The following is an 18,686-nucleotide window of genomic DNA, read 5'->3' as shown; positions in this document are numbered from 1 at the left end:
GAATCGGCTCAGGAGGTGCAGGTGCCCGGGTTCACGCATCTGCATACCGCCTCCGGGTTCTCCCTGCGGTACGGGGCCTCGCACCCGGAGCGGCTGGCGGAGCGCGCCGCCGAGCGCGGCCTGGACGCCCTCGCGCTGACCGATCGCGACACCCTGGCCGGCGCGGTCCGGTTCGCCCGGGCCTGCGAGCGGGAAGGGGTGCGCCCGCTGTTCGGGGCGGACCTCGCGGTGGGACCGGGGACGGGGGAGGCGCCCGCCCGGCGCCCCCGTACCCCTGCCAGGGGAGGTGTCTTTGTCGATGAATCGGCACCCCGGGTCACCTTCCTCGCCCGCGACGGCGCCCTGGGCTGGGCCGAGCTGTGCCGTCTGGTCACCGCCGCCCACGCCGCCGTCCCCGAGGGCGGGCGGCCCCTGGTCGGCCGGCCCGCGCTGCCCGCCGAAGGGCTCACCGTGCTGCTCGGCCCCGCCTCCGACGTGGGCCGGGCCCTGTCCGCGGGCCGCCCCGACCTGGCCGCCGCCCTCCTCGCCCCCTGGCGCGAGCTGTACGGCGACGGCCTGCGCCTCGAAGCCGTCCACCACGGGCGGACCGGCACCGGGCCCGGTTCGCTGCGGCTCGCCGCCCGTACCGTCGGCCTCGCCGCCGAGCAGGGCGTACGGGCCGTGCTGACCAACGCCGTCCGGTATGCCGACCCGGGGCAGGGCCCGGTCGCCGACGTGCTCGACGCCGCCCGCCGGCTCGTTCCCGTCGACCCGCGCCGCGCCCCGCTCGACAGCGGTGAGCGCTGGCTCAAGGACGCCCGTGCGATGGCGGAGACCGCCGAGCGGATCACCTCGGCCGCCGGGCTCGGCGCCGGTGCCGGGGCGCGGCTCCTCGCGGAGACCCGGGACACCGCCGAGGCGTGCGTGGTGGACCCCGGGGGCGACATCGGCCTCGGCTCCGTCCACTTCCCCGAACCCGGCCTCGTCGGCGCGGAGCGGCGCACCGCCCAGCGGGTGCTGGCCTCCCGCGCCGCCGCCGGGATGGTGCTGCGCGGCTACGACCGCAGGCCCGGGTACTGGGACCGGATGCACCACGAGCTGGACATCATCGCCCACCACGGCTTCGCCTCGTACTTCCTGACGGTCGCCCAGGTGGTGGACGACGTACGCGCGATGAAGGTGCGGGTGGCGGCGCGGGGCTCCGGGGCCGGTTCGCTGGTCAACCACCTGCTCGGCATCGCCCACGCCGACCCGGTCGAGCACGGGCTGCTGATGGAGCGCTTCCTGTCCAGGCGCCGCTTCGTGCTGCCCGACATCGACATCGACGTGGAGTCGGCCCGCCGCCTCGACGTCTACCGCGCGATCATCGACCGCTTCGGCGCCGAACGGGTCGCCACTGTCGCCATGCCCGAGACCTACCGGGTGCGCCACGCCATCCGCGATGTCGGCGCCGCGCTCTCCATGAACCCGGCCGAGACCGACCGCCTCGCCAAGGCGTTCCCGCACATCCGGGCCCGCGACGCCCGCGCGGCCATGGAGGAGCTGCCCGAACTGCGCGAGGTCGCCAGGACCAGGGAGACGTACGGGAGGCTGTGGGAGCTGGTGGAGGCGCTGGACGCGCTGCCGCGCGGCGTCGCCATGCACCCGTGCGGGGTCCTCCTCTCGGACGCCTCGCTGCTGCGCCGTACCCCCGTCGTGCCCACCAGCGGCGAGGGCTTCCCGATGTCCCAGTTCGACAAGGAGGACGTGGAGCACCTGGGGCTGCTCAAGCTGGACGTGCTGGGCGTACGGATGCAGTCGGCGATGGCGCACGCGGTCGCCGAGGTGAAGCGGGCCTCGGGGCGCGAGGTGGACCTGGACGCCGTGGAGCCGGGCGACCCGCGCACGTACCAGCTGATCAGGACGGCCGAGACGCTGGGCTGCTTCCAGATCGAGTCGCCGGGCCAGCGGGACCTGGTCGGCAGGCTCCAGCCGGAGAACTTCCACGATCTGGTGGTCGACATCTCGCTGTTCCGGCCGGGCCCGGTCTCCGCCGACATGGTCCGCCCGTTCATCGAGGCCCGGCACGGCCGGGCGCCGGTCCGCTATCCGCACCCCGACCTGGAGGGCGCGCTGAGCGAGACGTACGGCGTGGTGGTCTTCCATGAGCAGATCATCCAGATGGTCGACATCATGACCGGCTGCGGCCGCGACGAGGCCGACCGGGTCAGGCGCGGGCTCTCCCACCCCGAGTCCCAGCCCCTGATCAGGGTCTGGTTCGCCCAGCACGCGGCGGCGCGCAAGTACGACGCGGAGGTCATCGCCCGCGCCTGGGAGATCATCGCGGCGTTCGGCAGCTACGGCTTCTGCAAGGCGCACGCGGTGGCCTTCGCCGTGCCCACGTACCAGTCGGCCTGGCTGAAGGCGCACCACCCGGCGGCCTTCTACGCCGGGCTGCTCACCCACGACCCCGGGATGTACCCGAAGCGGCTGCTGCTCGCCGACGCCCGGCGGCGCGGGGTGCCCGTGCTGCCGTTGGACGTGAACCGGTCGGCGGCCGCCCATCGAATCGAACTGGTGTCTGATGAAGGGGAGGGAAGGGAGCGCTGGGGGCTGCGGCTCGCGCTCTCCGACGTGCACGGGATCAGCGAGGCCGAGGTCGCCCGGATCGAGGACGGCCAGCCCTACAGCTCACTGCTGGACTTCTGGCAGCGGGCCCGTCCGGGAAGGCCGGCCGCCGAACGACTGGCCCAGGTCGGCGCGTTGGACGCGTTCGGAGCCAACCGGCGCGATCTGCTGCTCCACCTGTCCGAACTGCACCGCGCCCAGCGCGGCGCGGGCTCCGGCGCGCAGCTCCCGCTCGGCGGCGGCCGCCGCACCGCGTCCGTCGGGCTGCCCGACCTCAACGAGGCGGAACGGCTCAGCGCCGAGCTGGGCGTGCTGAGCATGGACGTCTCGCGCCACCTGATGACCGATCACCACGCCTTCCTCAAGGAGCTCGGTGCGGTCTCGGCCAAGCGGCTGCGCGAGGCGCGGCACGGGGAGACCGTGCTGGTCGCGGGCGCCAAGGCGGCGACCCAGACCCCGCCCGTCCGCTCCGGCCGCCGGGTCGTCTTCACCACCCTGGACGACGGTACGGGCCTGGTCGACCTGGCCTTCTTCGACGACAGCCACGCCGCCTGCGCGCACACCGTCTTCCACTCCTGGCTGCTCCTTGTGCGCGGGGTGGTGCAGCGGCGCGGGGCGCGCAGCCTGAGCGTGGTCGGCGCGGCCGCCTGGAACCTGGCGGAGCTGGCCGAGCTGCGGCGCACCGGCGGACTCGACGCGGTCGCGGAGCGGCTGGCGCAGGTGCCGGAGCCGGAGGCGGGGGAGGACCCGGAGCCGCCCGGTGACGACGGGCGGCGCATCCGGATGCCCACCGGTTACGAGATGAACCCCTGGGCGGACCTCAAGCCGCCCGGCGAGGGGCTGCCCACCGGACGGAAGCTGTGGCACCAGAGCCCGGGGAGCGCGGGATGAACGGGGCGGCCGGGACGGCCGAAGTCTCTGGGGCCGACGTCCTCTGTCTGCGGTTCCGGCGGGTCGGCGGCGGGTCCCCGGACGCCGCCGGGTACGCGGGGCTGCTCGCCCTGCTCGGCTCGTTCACCCCGGTCGTGGAGGCGACGCCGCCCGACGGGGCGCTCGCCGATGTGCGCGGCGCGCTGCGCTACTTCGGGCGGGACGTGCAGGGCCTGGCCTCGGTGATCCGGGTCCGCGCGCTGGCCCTGCACGGGGTGGACTGCGCGATCGGGGCCGCCCCGAACCCGATGCTGGCCCGGATGGCGCTGCGGCAGGCCGCGCCCGGGACGACCTTCGTGGTGCCCGCCGACGGGGTGGCCGCCTTCCTCGCGGACCGGCCGGCCGCCGCGCTGGACGGCGTCGGGGCGGCGACGGCCCGGACGCTGTGCGGATACGGGCTCGACTCCGTCGGCCGGATCGCCGCCGCCCCGCTCGGCACCCTGCAACGGATCACCGGGACGCGGACCGGGCGCGACCTGTGGGAGCGGGCGCACGGCATCGACCGCACCGCCGTCCGGCCGAACGCCGCCGCCCGCTCGGTCGCCGCCGAGCGCACCTTCCCGCGCGACGAGCTGGACCCGGAACGGCAGCGGCGCGCGCTCATGTCGCTCACCGAGGAGCTGGGGGCGCGGATGCGCGGCGAGGGGCAGGTGTGCCGCGCGCTCGCGGTCTCCGTGCGCTACGCCGACCGCACCGGCTACTCGACGCTGACCCGGAGCCGTACCCTCCGCGAACCCACCGCGCACTCGGCGGAGCTCACCGCGCTCGCGTACCGCATCCACGACTCGTTCGGCCTGCAACGGGCCCGGGTGCGGGGGATCGGGCTGCGCGCGGAGGGGCTGGGCGAGGCCGAACGGGCGGCACGGCAGCTGAGCTTCGACCCAGTGGACGAGCGGGCCCGGCGGATCGAGGCGGTCGCGGACCGGCTGCGCGAGCGGTTTGGCCCCCGGGCCGTGATGCCGGGGCGGCTGGCGGCCTGAGCGGTGCGCGCGGGGCCGCGCGGGCTCCGGACGGCTCGCGGGCCGGTCGCGTAACCCGCCGTCCGGCGGCCCGCAGACTTTTTACCGACGCGTAACTTCCCACCGAACCCTACTCATGCGTAATTTGGCATGAGCACGCAGAACGTCAGTAGAACTTGTGGTCCGGGCCGCAGGGTGCACAGACATCGCAACTCCCTTGAGCCGCAAGGAGACCCCACGATGCTGCCCTGGACCCGTGCGCCGCGCTCCCCACGCGCCCGCCGGACACTCGCCGCCCTGCTCCTCGCCGTCGCGGCGGTCGCCACCCCCACGGCGACCGCGGCGGCCGCCCCCGCCGCCGCGACGGCCACCACCTCGCGCGGCTGGAACGACTACTCCTGCAAGCCCTCCGCCGCCCACCCCCGCCCCGTCGTCCTGGTCCACGGGACCTTCGGGAACTCCGTCGACAACTGGCTCGTCCTCGCCCCCTACCTGGTCAACCGGGGCTACTGCGTCTACTCGCTGGACTACGGCCAGCTGCCCGGGGTGCCGGTCTTCAACGGCCTCGGCCCGATCGACAAGTCGGCAGGCCAGCTCGCCACGTTCGTGGACAAGGTGCTCGCCTCCACCGGCGCCGCCAAGGCGGACATCGTGGGCCACTCGCAGGGCGGCATGATGCCGAACTACTACCTGAAGTTCCTCGGCGGGGCGGCCAAGGTGAACGCCATGATCGGGCTCGCGCCCGACAACCACGGCACCACGCTGCTCGGCCTGACCAAGCTGCTGCCGTACTTCCCCGGCGTCGGCGACCTGCTCAACGCCGGTACGCCCGGACTCGCCGACCAGGTGGCCGGATCGCCCTTCATCACCAAGCTCAACTCCCTGCCGGACACCGTGCCCGGGGTCCACTACACCGTCATCGCGACCCGCTACGACGAGGTCGTGACCCCGTACCGAACCCAGTTCCTGGACGGGCCGGACGTGCGCAACGTCCTGCTCCAGGACCTGTGCCCGGTCGACCTCTCCGAGCACGTGGCGATCGGGACCATCGACCGGGTCGCCTACCACGAGGTGGCGAACGCCCTGGACCCGTCGCACGCCAGCCCGACCAACTGCGCCTCGGTCATCGGCTGACGCCGCTGCGCCCCTGCCCCGGCGAGGTCCCACCTCGCCGGGGCAGGGGCATTGTCAGTGGCGGCTGGCACGATCGGATCATGACGACGACCGACTGGGATTCCCTCGCCGACACCTTCGACCAGGAGGCCGACCACGGGCTGCTCGACCCGGTGGTCCGCGCCGCCTGGGCGCGGCGGACGGAGAGCTGGCTGCCCGCCGGACCGTCCGACGTGCTCGACCTCGGCTGCGGTACGGGGAGCCTGGCGCTGCTCGCGGCCGGGCAGGGCCACCGGCTCACCGCAGTGGACAGCGCGCCGCGCATGGTGGAGCGGGCCCGCGCCAAGCTGGCCGGTACGGACGCCGAGGTGCTGGTGGGGGACGCGGCCCGGCCGCCCGTCGGCGACCGAAGGTTCGACGTGATCCTCGCCCGGCACGTGGTGTGGACGCTGCCCGACCCGGCGGCCGTCCTGCGTCACTGGGCGGGGCTGCTGCGCCCCGGCGGCAGGCTGGTCCTGGTGGAGGGCGTGTGGAACGGGACGGGAATCCCCGCCGAACGCCTCACCGCGCTGCTCGCCCCGCTCACCGAGCGCGTCCACCACGAACGGCTCTCCGGCGACCGCGATCTGTGGGGCAAGGACGTGGACGACGAGCGGTACGCGCTGGTCGCCCCCGTGCGCGGGACGCGCCGCCACACCGAGGTGGTCGACGTGCACCTGATCCTCCGCCGCGGCCCCGAGGTCCTGCTCGCCCGCCGGTCCGGCACGGGTTACGCGGACGGCCTGCTGCACGCCCCGTCCGGCCATGTGGAGGACGGCGAGGACGTGCGGCAGGCGCTGATCCGGGAGGCGGCCGAGGAGATCGGCCTCGACCTGGACCCGGCGGAGCCGCGCGTGGCGCTGGTCATGCAGCACCGGGGCCCGGGCGGCAGTCCCCGCACGGGCTGGTTCTTCGAGGTGGCGTACGACCCCGCCCGGCCCCCGTACAACCGCGAACCGGACAAGTGCTCCGAGCTGGCCTGGTATCCGCTCGACGCGCTCCCCGACGACATGGTCGCCTACTGCCGCGCGGGCCTCGAAGGCTACCGGGCGGGCGAGCGCTTCCTGATCCACTGGCACGAGGACGGCGACCCGATCGCATACGAACCGGAGGGCGAGCGCCGGGCGGTGGTGCTGCCGGTGAGCGAGGGGTGAGGGCGGGCCGCGGGTGCTCAGGTCAGCAGCGGGGTCAGGCCCTCCGGCGAGCGGGCCAGTCGTTCCAACTCGTCCAGGGCCGCCGCCGCGGCCTCCGCCGCCTCCGGGTCGCGGCCGGCCAGACCGCTCGCGGCGAACTCGTCCTCGTCCAGGCGCAGGATCTCCGAGCGGTCGGCCGACACCCACAGGTCGAGGTCCAGGTCCTCCACGACCAGTTCGCCGTCCCGGAGCACGGCCGGGCGGGTCACATCGCAGTACCAGCCCTTGAGTTCGCCCGCGCCGGTGCGGACCTCCTTCACCGCGAACCAGGCGTTCCGCCAGTAGTGCTCGGTGAAGACGTCGCCCGGTTCGAAGCGGACGAAGCCGAAGTCCCGGACGCCGGGGGCGGCCCAGGGGGCCCGGACGGTCACCCGGGTGCCGTCGTCGGAGGCCAGGGCCGCCGGATACCTGATCTTGGTCTTTCCGGCCTTGACCAGGACGACGGTCAGAGTGGAGTCAGTCGAGCCTGCGGGCATGGCGTACCTCCGTGGCGCAGATGTCGTAGCCGAACCAGCGGTTGATCGCCAGCATCGGTCCGTTCCCGGCGTCGTTGCCGGTGTAGGCGTCGGTGTACCCGGCGGCGCGCGCCCGGTGCAGCGAGTCGTTCTTCGCGAGCTTGGCGAGGCCGCGGCCCCGGTACGCCCGCCGGGTGCCCGTCATCGCCGAGCCGTAGCGGCTCACCCCGTCGGTCCGGGCGGCGCTGAAGGCGGCCACCTCGCCGTCGGCCAGGGCGACCGAGGTGAGGTGGTGGTCGAGACCGGGGTCGTTCCAGGTCCCGGCGAGCCAGTCCTCGTAGGAGTCCAGCCGGGCGGGCGTGTCGCTCGGCTCGTCCGCCGTGGCCTCGGCATCCGCCTCGAAGAGCGGGCGGGGATCACCGGCGAAGTCGGCGCCCGTCCGCAGCTCGACCCCGGCCGGCAGCTCCTGACGCGGCGGCAGCGAGCCGTTCGCCAGGTCCAGATGGAGGAAGTGGGCCGGGCGGCTCGGCGTGTAACCGTGCTTCGCGGCGAACGCCCGGTTGCCGGGCGTGTCCAGGACCCAGGTGTGGACCGAGCTCGCCCCGGCCGACGCCAGATACTCCTCGGCGGTCCGCAGCAGCAGCGTGCCCGCGCCCCGGCCGGTCCGCTCCGGGTGGGTGTACGGATTGCAGAACCCCTGCCCCGGCTCCGGGCTCTCATGGGCCAGGCCCACCTGCGCCGTCCCGATGATCTCGCCGTCCTCCTCGGCGACCAGCATCCGGTACCGCCGCGCCGCCGGGGCCCCGGTGAGCTCGGCCGCGGCCTGCTCCGGCGTGGTGATCATGTACGGGAGGGCGGCGCGCCGCACCCGCACCCACCCCTCGGCGTCGTCGGGCCGGAAGTCGCGTACGAGGACAGTCATGCGCCGGACGCTAGCCGCGCCCCGGACCCGTCCGCCTCCCATTTTCCGCCGGTGGGGGACAATCGGCCCGTGACCCTGAAGATCGCCGTGGACCCGGACTCCGGCACCGCCCCGTACGAGCAACTGCGCACCCAGATCTCCGAACAGGCCCGCTCCGGCGTGCTGCCGGTCGGCTACCGGCTCCCGACGGTACGCGGCTTCGCCGAGGAGCTGGGCCTCGCCGCCAACACGGTCGCCAAGGCGTACCGGGCGCTGGAGGCGGACGGTGTCATCGAGACCCGCGGCCGCAACGGCACGTTCGTCGCCGCCGCCGGAGACACCGCCGACCGCAACGCCGCCGCCGCGGCCCGTACGTACGCGGAACAGGCCCGTCGCCTCGGCCTCTCCCGCGCCCGCGCCCTGGAGCTCGCCGAGGACGCGGTGCGCGCGGTCTTCTCCGACTGACAGCCGGGTGGTCACCGGCTGACAGGCCGTCACGGTGCCGTCGGCAAAAGCTCATCCGTTTGACTTGGCATGAACACTTCCGGAATGGCCGTCCGCGCTGCTACCACTGAGTAGGCAGAGATCCTGCCGGTCGCTCAAGGGAGATTCCGTGAAACTGTCCAGACTTGTGGCATTCTCGTCCTCGCTCCTGCTCGGCGCCGTCATCGCCCTGACCGGGGCGGCCACCGCGAACGCCGCACCGTCCGTCGACTACGTCGCCCTCGGGGACTCGTACTCCTCGGGTGTCGGCTCCGGGAGCTACATCAGCTCCAGCGGCGACTGCAAGCGCAGCACCCTCGCGTACCCCTCCCTCTGGGCCTCCGCCCACTCGCCCGCCTCCTTCTCCTTCACGGCCTGCTCCGGGGCGCGTACGGGCGATGTGCTCGCCAATCAGCTCGGGCCGCTGAACTCCTCGACCGACCTCGTCTCGATCTCCATCGGCGGCAACGACGCGGGCTTCTCCGACGTCATGACGACCTGTGTCCTCCAGTCGGAGTCCACCTGCCTCAACCGCATCGCCACCGCCCGCAGCTACGTGGACAGCACGCTGCCCGGCAAGCTGGACTCGGTGTACGACGCGATCGAGGCCAAGGCGCCCTCCGCCCATGTCGTCGTCCTCGGCTACCCGCGCTTCTACAAGATCGGCGGCAGCTGCGTCGTCGGGCTGAGCGACAAGGTGCGCAGCGCCATCAACGGCGCCGCCGACTACCTCAACGCGGCCACCGCCAAGCGCGCCGCCGACCACGGCTTCAGCTTCGGCGACGTCACCAGCGCCTTCACCGGGCACGAGATCTGCTCCGGAAGCGCCTGGCTGCACAGCCTCAACTGGCTGAACATCGGCGAGTCGTACCACCCCTTCGCCGCCGGGCAGTCCGGCGGCTACCTGCCGGTTCTGAACGCGCTCGACTAGGGTGATGGCGCGCCCCGCGAGGGGCGCGCCATCCAGCGGTCGGCCAACTCGCCCCGGGATCAGGCAGATTCGCCGACGCCTCGTCAACCTCCGTATATGTGTGCGCAATCCCGCTCCCGGGATACACGAGTGTCGGTGGCAGGCGATAGGGTTAACCTGCCCGGGCCGAGTGCCCTCGTACGGGTGGGGAGTGACATGGAACAGATAACGGTGCGCAGCAGGGCGCGCGTGCCTGCCATTACATGCGGGAGCAGCGCGACGAGTTCGCGCCTCGACCGCCATCTCGCGGTGCTGGGCGGTCCCGTCGTGCCGCAGCGTGAGGCGGCGGAAGCGACGCTGCTGATGCGCGAGCTCACCTCGCGCGACGCCGGACACACCCGGCGCAGCAGAAGCGCACGGGTGTCGCTCTTCGCGCCACTGCGCCGGCTGCGGCGCTCGCTCTTCGGCAGCCGCCACTGACCCGACCGCGGTCCCGATCCACGCAGCGCGCTGCTGCCCGCTCTTCCGTCATCCCCGGAGCCGGCAGTGGCGCGTCGCCATGTCCGCACCCGGTCACACACGGTGTCCGGCGGGCCCGCATGGGTGCCGAGGTAATTCGGTGCCGAACTACTTCTACACTGTGCCCATGCCCGAGAAGCGAGCCGCGCGTCTGCGCCCCGACGAGCGAAGGGCGCAATTGGTGGCGATTGGCGTGGACATGCTCGCCGATTGTTCCCTGGACGAGCTCTCCACCGATGCCGTGGCCCGGCGGGCCGGCATATCGCGCGGCCTGCTCTTCCACTATTTCGACTCCAAGCGCGACTTCTACCGGTCCGTGGTGCGCCGGGAATGCGACGCGTTCGCCGCTGCCACCGCACCGGACGCCTCGCTGGACCCGGTCGCCTGGATGCGCGCGTTCATCGCCGGTTTCGTCGCGTACGTGACCGGGCGCCGCAAGGTCTACCGCGCCCTCGTCCGGGGCGCCGCCGGCAGCCACCCCGCCGCCGGGGACATCGTGGAGGCCACCCGCGCCACTCTCGCCCGCCGGGTCGTGGAGGGGCAGCGCCGCCTCGGGATGGCGCCGTCGCCCCGGCTCACCCTGGCCGCCCGCTCCTGGCTCGCTTTCGCCGAGGAGGCGGCCACCGGCTGGCCGCTGGACGAGCCGGACGCCCTGGACGAGCTCCGCGCCTTCCTGGAGACGGGCTTCGTCCGCCTCCTCGGCACCCTCGACCGGCCGGCCGCCCTGGCCGAACAGGCCGGCGCCCCCGCTCACAGCAGCGCGAACTGCCCGTCCGGCCCCTCCTCCTGATGGTCCAGGACCGAGGCGGGCCGCCGCGCCGCCTCCCCGACCGGCAGCACCCCCGCCTCCCGCAGCTCGTCCTCCCCGCTCCCCGGGCCCGCCGCCAGCGCCCCGGCCAACGCCTCCTGACGGGGTCGTAGCTCGGCGAGGAGCGCGAGGAGCGTGACCAGCTCCAGCAGCTCCGAGGTCCACTCCTGCGGCCAGGCGCGCGGCCGGACCGCGTCGAGCCCCGCCGCTTCCGCCCCCGGCGCCCCGCACACCGCCGCCCGGCGCTCGAACCACAGATCGAGGACGCGCACCCCGCTCACCCGGAAGTCCCAGGCACCGGCGGGCACCGGCGAGACGCGGCCGCTGCCCAGCACGAGCACCCGCTCCTCGGCCTCGTACGCCAGGGACACCGGGACCGGCGGGACGGCCGCCCGCACATAGGGGCGCTGCCCGCCCGGCAGCCGGGGGCGCTCCGCCCCGCGCGCCCCGCGCAGCTGGAGCCGCAGCAGCTCACGGCCCAGCCCGACCCCCTCCGCCCAGTGCGCGGCGTCCGACGGGAGCGGGACCACGCAGCCGGCCGGTGAGGGGCGGGCCGCCGCCAGGATCCAGGCGAGCACCGACTCGGCGGTGACCGTGTCCCCGTACCGGGCGCGCAGTGCGGGCAGCAGGCCCGGGGCGAGGTTGGGTTCGAGGCCGCCGGGGCGGCGGTACAGCGGGCGGACCCGGCCGGGGCGGCCGGCGGGGGAGTGGCCGTCGGGCAGCAGCGTCGTCACCGACACGGCGGGGCCCGGATCGTGGGGCACCCGGCCGTGCTCGACCAGGAAGAGCTGGTGGTCGTCGGCGACCCGCCACAGCTCGGGCCGGGCCACGTCGATCAGGCGGTGGTCGGGCAGCAGCCACTGTTCGTCGTACGGCCCGTGCAGGATGCGCACCGGCTCCGGACAGGGGCCCGTCTCCCGGGCGAAGCGGCCGGTGGCGCCGGACCGGCCGGGCAGGGCGGCCACGGCGCTCTGCTGCGTACGGGCGCGGGTCGGGGCGAACAGCCGCTCGCGCTCCTCGCCCGACGCCCGCACGAGGCGGTCCCAGCGGGCCCGCAGGGAGGCCGCGTCCGGGGCGGTCACCCAGGCGCGCCCGGTGCGCAGCGGGCGGACCGACCAGGGCATGAGGTCGTCGAGGAGGGGGCCGCGCGGGCCCTCGCCGGACCCGGCCGCTGCCGGTGCTGCCACCGTGTCGTCCTCCCCGCCTGCCGCCTTCCCTGGCATCGTAGGACTCAGTGCGCTTCCACCGTCACCGAGAACGAGAACCGGTCGCCCCGGTAGTGGATCCGGGCCACGTCGACCACCCGGCCGCCCTCGTCGTATGTGATGCCCGTGTAGTACAGGATCGGGCTCAGTAGCGGGACGCCCAGGAGTTCCGCGGTGGCCGGGTCGGCGAGGCGGGCCTCGACCGTGTCGGTGATCCGGGAGATCGGCACGCCGACCCGGTCGCGCAGCACCTTGGTCATCGGCCACCGGTCCAGGTCCGCCGGGTCGAGGTCCGCCGCGACCTCCGGGTGCACCCAGTTCTGCGCCCAGTTCGTCGGCTCGCCGGTCGTCCCGTCGCACCGCAGCCTGCGGTAGCCGACGACCTCCGCGCAGCCCGGGAAGTGCTCGGCCACGTCGCCCGGGACCGGGACCGGCCCGTGGCCGAGCAGGGTGGAGCGCTCGCCCGACTGCTGGGCCACGATCGCGTCGATCGAGCCGAGCAGCCGGACCGGGGAGCCCCGGCGGGCGTGCGGCTCGATGAACGTGCCGCGCCGCCGGTGCCGGCTGATCAGGCCCTCCGCCTCCAGCTCCTTGAGCGCCTGCCGCATGGTCAGCACGCTGACCCCGTAGTGCGCCGCGAGCTGCTCCTCGGTGGGCAGCCGCAGCGTGGCGTCCGGGGCGCGGCCCAGTATGGACGCCCGCAGCGACTGCGAGACCTGGTACCACAGCGGCAGCTTGCGGTTCAGGACCAGCGAGTCGGGCGCGAAGGCGGTGCCCCGGGGCGCGGGGCTGTTCGCGGCGGGCTGCGGCACCTGATCCTCCTGCATGCGTCGTCGCCGGGCCCCGGGCGGGCGCGGTTACGGCCTGAAGTTGCGGCTCAGACCCTGCCATACGTCGTCGTAGCCCTGCTGAAGGTGGTCCGCCGTCGCGGCCTGCGCGGTCGCGGTGACCGGCCAGCGGGTCTCGAACATGAAGGCGAGGCCGTCGTCGATCTTCTGCGGCTTCAGCTCCGCCGCGCTCGCCCTGTCGAAGGTCTCCCGGTCCGGGCCGTGCGCGGACATCATGTTGTGCAGCGAGCCGCCGCCGGGCACGAAGCCGCCCTTTCCGGCCGTCTTCGCGTCGTACGCGCCCTCGATCAGGCCCATGTACTCGCTCATCACGTTGCGGTGGAAGTACGGCGGGCGGAAGGTGTCCTCGCCGACCAGCCAGCGCGGCGCGAACACCACGAAGTCCACGCCCGCCAGGCCCGGCGTGTCCGAGGGCGAGGTCAGCACCGTGAAGATCGACGGGTCCGGGTGGTCGTAGCTGATCGAGCCGATGACATTGAACCGGTGCAGGTCGTAGACGTACGGGCTGTGGTTGCCGTGCCAGGCGACGACGTCGAGCGGGGAGTGGTCGTAGGTCGCCGTCCAGAGGTTGCCGCAGTACTTGTTGATCACCTCGACCGGGCGCTCCACGTCCTCGTACGCGGCGACCGGGGCGAGGAAGTCCCGCGCGTTGGCCAGGCCGTTGGCGCCGATCGGGCCCAGGTCCGGGAGCGTGAACGGGCGGCCGTAGTTCTCGCAGACGTACCCGCGCGCGGTCTCGTCCAGCAGCTCGACCCGGAAGCGGACGCCGCGCGGGATCAGGGCGACATGGCCGGGCTCGGCGCGCAGCAGGCCCAGTTCGGTGCGCAGCAGCAGCCCGCCGTGCTGGGGGACGATCAGCAGCTCGCCGTCGCTGTCGCTGAACACCCGGTCCGTCATCGCCGCGTTGGCGCTGTACAGGTGCACGGCCATGCCGGTGCGCTGCGCCGCGTCGCCGTTGCCGCCGAGCGTCCACAGGCCCGCCACGAAGTCCGTCCCGGGCGCGGGCTCGGGGAGCGGGTCCCAGCGCAGCCGGTTCGGGTCGGGCACGGTCTCGGTGAAGGGGGCGGTGCGCAGCGCGCCGTTGTCGGTGCGGACGAACGGGGGGTGGGCCGCCGAGGGGCGGATGCGGTACAGCCAGCTGCGGTGGTTGTGGGCGCGGGGCTCGGTGAACGCGGACCCGCTCAGCTGCTCCGCGTACAGCCCCAGCGGGGCGCGCTGCGGGGAGTTGCGCCCGTGCGGGAGCGCTCCCGGCACCGCCTCCGAGCTGTGCTGATTTCCGAATCCGGTGGAGTACGCAAGCCCCTCCGCCGTCTTCCTCGCCTGCTCGATGCCGCCCATGTGCGCTCCCGTCAGAAGGAATCCTATGCACAACCGTAGGAATGGAAGCGTGGCGCGTCAACGGCATTCGTCGTGCAGAAGGGGTTCAAAAAGCTGAACAATGCTCTACTCTCCCGCACATGTCGTGGACACGAAGACTTTTGGCGGTTCTGGCGGTGCTCGCCGCCGCACTGCTCGCGGCCCCCGCCGCCCAGGCGCACGAGGAACGGCCGGTCACCCTGCCCGACGGCACCGGCAGCGTCCCCGTGTACCGCACCGGCGAGCCCGACCTCCTGGTCTGCAAGACCGACCGGGCCGACTTCGAGCGCCGGATCTCGGGCTTCCCCGAGGCGTTGAAGGCGCGCAACCTCACGCTCTTCGAACGGTGCCGCACCTCCGGCTACCGCCACCTCCAGCAGGCGGTCGACGCCGTCGACGGGCCCGGGAAGACCATCGCGATCCTGCCCGGCCTGTACGAGGAGGAGCCCTCGCTCCCCGCGCCGAAGGGGGAGTGCGCCCGCCTCAAGGCGCCCGACTCCAAGCTGGGCTACCAGATCCTCAGCTACGCGCAGCAGGCGAAGTGCCCGCACAACCAGAACCTGGTGGCGATCCTCGGCAAGAAGGACCTCCAGATCGAGGGCACCGGCGCGGCCCGCACGGACGTCGTCATCGACGCCAAGTACCGCAAGCTGAACGCGATCCGCTCGGACAAGTCCGACGGGATCTACTTCAAGAACTTCACCGCCCAGCGCACCACCTTCAACTCGCTCTACGTCCTCGCCCAGGACGGCTTCGTCATCGACGACGTGCTCACCCGCTGGAACGACGAGTACGGCTTCCTGACCTTCGCCAGCGACCACGGCCTGTACAAGAACTGCGAGTCCTACGGCAACGGCGACTCCGGCATCTACCCGGGCAGCGCCTCCGACATCAACGACGGCTACGGCTACGACGTCCCGCGCTACTCGATCGAGATCACCGGCTGCCGCAGCCACCACAGCATGGTCGGCTACTCCGGCACCGCGGGCGACTCCGTCTACGTCCACGACAACGAGTTCGACCACAACATGGGCGGCGCCTCGATGGACAGCGCCTTCCCCGGCCACCCCGGACTCCCGCAGAACCACGCCCGCTTCGAACGCAACCTGATCCACGACAACAACGCCGACTACTACCGCTACGTCGCCGACGGCACCTGCGCCAAGCCGCCCGCCGAGCGGGGTTACGAGGACGGCGTCGTCTGCCCGCAGATCTCCATGCCCCCGGGCACCGGCATCATCACCGCGGGCGGCAACTGGAACCGCTACGAGGACAACTGGATCTACGGCCAGAACCGCGCCGCGTTCTTCCTGAGCGCCGTCCCCGCCTTCATCCGCGGCGAGAACGCCCTCGGCAAGCAGACCGACACCTCGCACCACAACCGGTACGCGGACAACCACCTCGGCAAGGACAAGAACGGCAAGTCCCGCCCCAACGCCACCGACGTCTGGTGGGACGGCCAGGGCGACGGCAACTGCTGGCAGTCGGACACCGGCGCCTCGACCCCGCGCTCCCTGCCCAGCTGTGGCGCGAAGCGGGGCGACGTCTCCGGCTCCACCGACCGGCTCCTCGGCGAACCGGTCAAGCTCGCCCAGCTGCTGGTCTGCGCCGACTACGACGTACGCGCCCGGCGGCTCCCGGCCGGCTGCGACTGGTACGGGGCACGCGGCATCGCCCGCATCGAGGTCCAGGCCGCCCTGGGCATCGCCGCGGTCCTCGTGCTCGTCGGCGGGGTGCTCTGGTGGCGGCGGCTCCGGACCAGCCGGCTCGCCACGGTCGCGTCCGCCCTCGGCGTCATCGGCCTCGGCCTCGACGTGGCCGGGTCCACCATGGGCCTCGCCGCCAGCTACGTCCCCGCCCTCGCCCTGCTGCTCACCGGGCTCTGGTGGACCGGCATCGGGCTGGCGCTGCGCCCGGCGCGCCCGGTGTTCGGCTGGGTGACCGTGGTCCTGGGCGCGCTGACGCTGCTCGACGCGCTGGACAAGGGCGTGTTCATGATCCCGTGGATCCCGCTCAGCCCGGCCTGGGTACGGGGGCTGCTCGGCCTGGTCTGGGTCGTCTGGGCCGTCGTGGCCGCCGCCCGGCACGGGGAGCGGGGACGCGCGGAGCGCGCCGAAGGCGGGGACGGCAGGGGGCCGGATGACGCCGCCGTGCCGGAGCCCGTGTCCGCCGCGCCCGCGTCCTCCGCGCCCGTGTCCTCCGCGAAGCCCGACGCCACCGCTTCGGAAGGCGACCCCTCATGACCCGCGCCCGCCCCGCGATCCGCCCCGCCCTCGCCCTGCTCACCGCCGCCGTCCTCGTCCTCGGCGCGGGCGCCTGCGGGGGCAGGGCCACCACCCACCACAAGCCCGGCACCAGCCACGCCGAGGACACCGGCAGCAACGGCCGCCTCCTGAAGGCCGACGACGGCGACGGCCACCGGCTCCGCCAGGTCGACGCCGACGGCGCCCCCGAGGTGGACCTCGCCGTCCGGCCCGACTCGGAGGACGGCTGGAACGTCCACCTCACCGTGCGCAACTTCCGCTTCACCCCGGACAGCGTGGGCGGCGGCGCCCTCGCCGGACGCGGGCACGCCCGCCTCTTCCTGGACGGCCACCCGCTCGCCCGGGTCTACGGCGCCTGGTTCCACCTCCCCGAGTCGCTGCTCCGCTCGGCCGGGGGCGGCACCCACCTCACCGCGGGGCTCTACGCCGACGACCACACCGCCTGGGCCGTCGGCTCCGCCCCGGTCCGGGCCGCCGCCACGCTCGGGGACTCTCCCGCGAGCCCCGCCGCCCCGCCCGACGACGACACCACCACCGTCGACATCGCCATCGAGGACGGCAAGGTGAGCCCCGCGCCCGGCCGCACCGAGATCAAGAAGGGCCGCACCGTGCGCCTGCGGGTCCGCAGCGACCGCGACGACGTCCTGCACGTCCACGGCTACGACAAGGAGGCGAAGCTCCCCGCCGGACGGACCGTCACGATCACCTTCACCGCCGACCGCACCGGCCTCTTCGAGGTGGAGACCCACGAGTCGGACCTCCTGCTGACCCAGCTCGTCGTCCGGTGACGGGCACCTCCACCCCCGGTGCCGTGCGCGTCCTCGCCCACGGCATCGGGGCCCAGCACGACCTGCCCCTCTCGCCGTTCTACGCGTTCGCCGGGGCCTTCGCCGCGCTCTTCGTCTCGTTCCTCGCGCTCGGCCTGCTGTGGTCGGACTCGCGGTTCAAGGGCGACACGGCGGGCCGCCCGCTCCCGGCCGCCGTCCAGCGCCTGGCCGACGCCCGCGCCACCCGGCTCACCGCCCGCGCGCTCGGCCTGGCCGCCGCGCTCCTTGTCGTGCTGTGGCTGCTCCTCGGCCCCGCCGACCCGGACCGCAACCCGGCACCCGGCGCGGTCTACGTCCTCCTGTGGGTCGGGCTCGTCCCCGCCTCGCTGCTCCTCGGCCCCGTCTGGCGGGCGCTCAACCCCCTGCGCACCCTGCACCTCCTCGCCTGCCGGGCGCTGGGCCGGGACCCGGAGACCGGCCGCGCCCTCCCCGTACGCCTCGGGATGTGGCCCGCCGCGGCCGGGCTCCTGGCCTTCACCTGGCTGGAACTCGTCGCCCCCGACCCCGCCTCGCCCACCGCCCTGCTGGTGTTCCTCGGTGTCTACGCGGCCGCCCACCTCGCGGGCGCGGCGGTGTACGGCGCCTCCTGGTTCGACCACGCCGACGCCTTCGAGGTCTACTCCGGCCTCCTCGGCAGGCTCTCCCCGTTCGGCCGCCGCCCCGCCGACGGCCGCCTCGTCGTCCGCTCCCCGTTCAACGGGCTCGACGCCACGCCCCGGCTCCCCGGACTCGTCGCCACCGTCTGCGTGATGCTCGGCTCCACCGCGTACGACGGCTTCTCCGACGCGCCGCGCTGGATCACCACCGTGCAGACCTCGGAGCTCGGCCGTACCACCACCGCCACCCTGGGGCTGCTCGGCGCCGTCACCCTCGTCGCCACCCTGTACGGGCTCTGCGCCGGGGCCACCCGGCTCGTCTGCGGAACCCTGCCCCACCCGCTCACCGCGTTCGCCCACTCACTGGTGCCGATCGCCCTCGGCTACCTCGTCGCCCACTACTTCACGCTCTTCGCCACCGAGGGCCCGCACACCATGCGCCTGGCCTTCGGCGCCGACCGGCCCGCCGTGCCCGAACCGCCCCTCGGGCCGGGCGGCGTCGCGACCCTCCAGGTCGTCGCGATCGTCACCGGCCACGTCCTCGGGGTCATCGCAGCGCACGACAGATCCGTCCGGCTCATGCCGCCCCGGCGCGCCGTCATCGGCCAACTCCCGCTGCTCGTCCTGATGATCGCGTACACCGTGGGCGGGCTCGCCCTGCTCATCGCCTGAGCCCGGGCTCCCGCCACCGCCG

The 18,686-nt window shown here is 73.9% G+C and carries 16 protein-coding genes; 11 read left to right on the top strand and 5 right to left on the bottom strand.

The features are described 5' to 3' along the window. The first annotated feature begins 21 nt into the window (after nt 1-21). The 4 genes from AMK18_RS24605 (at nt 22) to AMK18_RS24590 (ending at nt 6,781) form a co-directional block, all read left to right on the top strand. A complete protein-coding gene (locus AMK18_RS24605) occupies nt 22-3,477 on the top strand; it encodes a DNA polymerase III subunit alpha (RefSeq protein WP_073864566.1) in 3,456 nt (1,151 codons plus the stop codon). Next, a complete protein-coding gene (locus AMK18_RS24600) occupies nt 3,474-4,496 on the top strand; it encodes a DNA polymerase Y family protein (RefSeq protein WP_073864521.1) in 1,023 nt (340 codons plus the stop codon). Before AMK18_RS24605 ends, AMK18_RS24600 begins: the two co-directional genes overlap by 4 nt. A gap of 219 nt (nt 4,497-4,715) precedes the next feature. Next, nucleotides 4,716-5,609, top strand: a complete 894-nt coding sequence (locus AMK18_RS24595; protein WP_073864520.1) for an esterase/lipase family protein — start codon at nt 4,716-4,718, stop codon at nt 5,607-5,609. Nucleotides 5,610-5,689: 80 nt separating this feature from the next. After that, nucleotides 5,690-6,781 carry a methyltransferase domain-containing protein gene (locus AMK18_RS24590; RefSeq protein WP_073864519.1) on the top strand — a complete coding sequence of 364 codons (1,092 nt, stop codon included), beginning with the start codon at nt 5,690-5,692 and terminating at the stop codon, nt 6,779-6,781. A gap of 17 nt (nt 6,782-6,798) precedes the next feature. Here AMK18_RS24590 and AMK18_RS24585 read toward each other — a convergent pair whose 3' ends face one another. Together AMK18_RS24585 and AMK18_RS24580 are read right to left on the bottom strand one after the other, a co-directional pair. After that, a complete protein-coding gene (locus AMK18_RS24585; protein ID WP_073864518.1) occupies nt 6,799-7,296 on the bottom strand; it encodes a DUF402 domain-containing protein in 498 nt (165 codons plus the stop codon). Continuing rightward, entirely contained in the window at nt 7,277-8,197 is a 921-nt protein-coding gene (locus AMK18_RS24580; RefSeq protein ID WP_073864517.1) for a GNAT family N-acetyltransferase, read from the bottom strand. The genes AMK18_RS24585 and AMK18_RS24580 overlap by 20 nt, the downstream gene beginning before the upstream one ends. Before the next feature lie 69 nt (nt 8,198-8,266). Between AMK18_RS24580 and AMK18_RS24575 the strand changes: the two genes are divergently transcribed. The 4 genes from AMK18_RS24575 to AMK18_RS24560 all read left to right on the top strand — a co-directional run bounded on the left by AMK18_RS24575 (nt 8,267) and on the right by AMK18_RS24560 (nt 10,878). After that, the gene (locus AMK18_RS24575; protein WP_018103642.1) at nt 8,267-8,641 is read left to right on the top strand and encodes a GntR family transcriptional regulator; all 375 of its coding nucleotides are present in this window, start codon (nt 8,267-8,269) and stop codon (nt 8,639-8,641) included. Nucleotides 8,642-8,807: 166 nt separating this feature from the next. Next, complete coding sequence (locus tag AMK18_RS24570; protein ID WP_018103643.1) at nt 8,808-9,590, top strand: SGNH/GDSL hydrolase family protein; 783 nt, start codon at nt 8,808-8,810, stop codon at nt 9,588-9,590. Between the two features lie 195 nt (nt 9,591-9,785). Further along, entirely contained in the window at nt 9,786-10,049 is a 264-nt protein-coding gene (locus AMK18_RS24565) for a hypothetical protein (RefSeq protein WP_026171590.1), read from the top strand. Nucleotides 10,050-10,215: 166 nt separating this feature from the next. After that, entirely contained in the window at nt 10,216-10,878 is a 663-nt protein-coding gene (locus AMK18_RS24560) for a TetR/AcrR family transcriptional regulator (RefSeq protein WP_241836637.1), read from the top strand. On the opposite strand, the gene AMK18_RS24555 is transcribed toward AMK18_RS24560, so the two are convergent. Genes AMK18_RS24555 through hmgA form a run of 3 tightly spaced genes read right to left on the bottom strand, consistent with a single transcriptional unit; the run spans nt 10,839 to nt 14,287 of the window. Further along, complete coding sequence (locus AMK18_RS24555) at nt 10,839-12,119, bottom strand: type ISP restriction/modification enzyme (protein ID WP_443333232.1); 1,281 nt, start codon at nt 12,117-12,119, stop codon at nt 10,839-10,841. The two genes, AMK18_RS24560 and AMK18_RS24555, sit on opposite strands and share 40 nt — an antisense overlap. An 8-nt stretch (nt 12,120-12,127) precedes the next feature. After that, a complete protein-coding gene (locus tag AMK18_RS24550) occupies nt 12,128-12,928 on the bottom strand; it encodes a GntR family transcriptional regulator (protein ID WP_073864514.1) in 801 nt (266 codons plus the stop codon). Between the two features lie 30 nt (nt 12,929-12,958). Beyond that, complete coding sequence (gene hmgA / locus AMK18_RS24545) at nt 12,959-14,287, bottom strand: homogentisate 1,2-dioxygenase (protein ID WP_073864513.1); 1,329 nt, start codon at nt 14,285-14,287, stop codon at nt 12,959-12,961. Between the two features lie 119 nt (nt 14,288-14,406). Between hmgA and AMK18_RS24540 the strand changes: the two genes are divergently transcribed. Genes AMK18_RS24540 through AMK18_RS24530 form a run of 3 tightly spaced genes read left to right on the top strand, consistent with a single transcriptional unit; the run spans nt 14,407 to nt 18,664 of the window. Continuing rightward, nucleotides 14,407-16,548 carry a right-handed parallel beta-helix repeat-containing protein gene (locus AMK18_RS24540; RefSeq protein ID WP_073864512.1) on the top strand — a complete coding sequence of 714 codons (2,142 nt, stop codon included), beginning with the start codon at nt 14,407-14,409 and terminating at the stop codon, nt 16,546-16,548. Next, nucleotides 16,545-17,357, top strand: a complete 813-nt coding sequence (locus AMK18_RS24535; RefSeq protein WP_073864511.1) for a hypothetical protein — start codon at nt 16,545-16,547, stop codon at nt 17,355-17,357. Before AMK18_RS24540 ends, AMK18_RS24535 begins: the two co-directional genes overlap by 4 nt. After that, nucleotides 17,354-18,664 carry a hypothetical protein gene (locus AMK18_RS24530; protein ID WP_079199339.1) on the top strand — a complete coding sequence of 437 codons (1,311 nt, stop codon included), beginning with the start codon at nt 17,354-17,356 and terminating at the stop codon, nt 18,662-18,664. Before AMK18_RS24535 ends, AMK18_RS24530 begins: the two co-directional genes overlap by 4 nt. The last annotated feature ends 22 nt before the right edge of the window (nt 18,665-18,686 follow it).

The sequence above is a fragment of the Streptomyces sp. CB01249 genome (assembly GCF_001905735.1).
Classification (GTDB): Bacteria; Actinomycetota; Actinomycetes; order Streptomycetales; family Streptomycetaceae; genus Streptomyces.
Note: the sequence above shows the minus strand (reverse complement) of the source record. Positions and strands in the feature narration are given on the sequence as shown.

Coding starts and splice junctions, on each gene's coding strand:
- AMK18_RS24600 (WP_073864521.1), top strand. CDS start 3,474: ATGAACGGGGCGGCCGGGACGGCCGAAGTCTCTGGGGCCGACGTCCTC.
- AMK18_RS24595 (WP_073864520.1), top strand. CDS start 4,716: ATGCTGCCCTGGACCCGTGCGCCGCGCTCCCCACGCGCCCGCCGGACA.
- AMK18_RS24590 (WP_073864519.1), top strand. CDS start 5,690: ATGACGACGACCGACTGGGATTCCCTCGCCGACACCTTCGACCAGGAG.
- AMK18_RS24585 (WP_073864518.1), bottom strand. CDS start 7,296: ATGCCCGCAGGCTCGACTGACTCCACTCTGACCGTCGTCCTGGTCAAG.
- AMK18_RS24580 (WP_073864517.1), bottom strand. CDS start 8,197: ATGACTGTCCTCGTACGCGACTTCCGGCCCGACGACGCCGAGGGGTGG.
- AMK18_RS24565 (WP_026171590.1), top strand. CDS start 9,786: ATGGAACAGATAACGGTGCGCAGCAGGGCGCGCGTGCCTGCCATTACA.
- AMK18_RS24560 (WP_241836637.1), top strand. CDS start 10,216: ATGCCCGAGAAGCGAGCCGCGCGTCTGCGCCCCGACGAGCGAAGGGCG.
- AMK18_RS24555 (WP_443333232.1), bottom strand. CDS start 12,119: ATGCCAGGGAAGGCGGCAGGCGGGGAGGACGACACGGTGGCAGCACCG.
- AMK18_RS24550 (WP_073864514.1), bottom strand. CDS start 12,928: ATGCAGGAGGATCAGGTGCCGCAGCCCGCCGCGAACAGCCCCGCGCCC.
- hmgA (WP_073864513.1), bottom strand. CDS start 14,287: ATGGGCGGCATCGAGCAGGCGAGGAAGACGGCGGAGGGGCTTGCGTAC.
- AMK18_RS24540 (WP_073864512.1), top strand. CDS start 14,407: ATGTCGTGGACACGAAGACTTTTGGCGGTTCTGGCGGTGCTCGCCGCC.
- AMK18_RS24535 (WP_073864511.1), top strand. CDS start 16,545: ATGACCCGCGCCCGCCCCGCGATCCGCCCCGCCCTCGCCCTGCTCACC.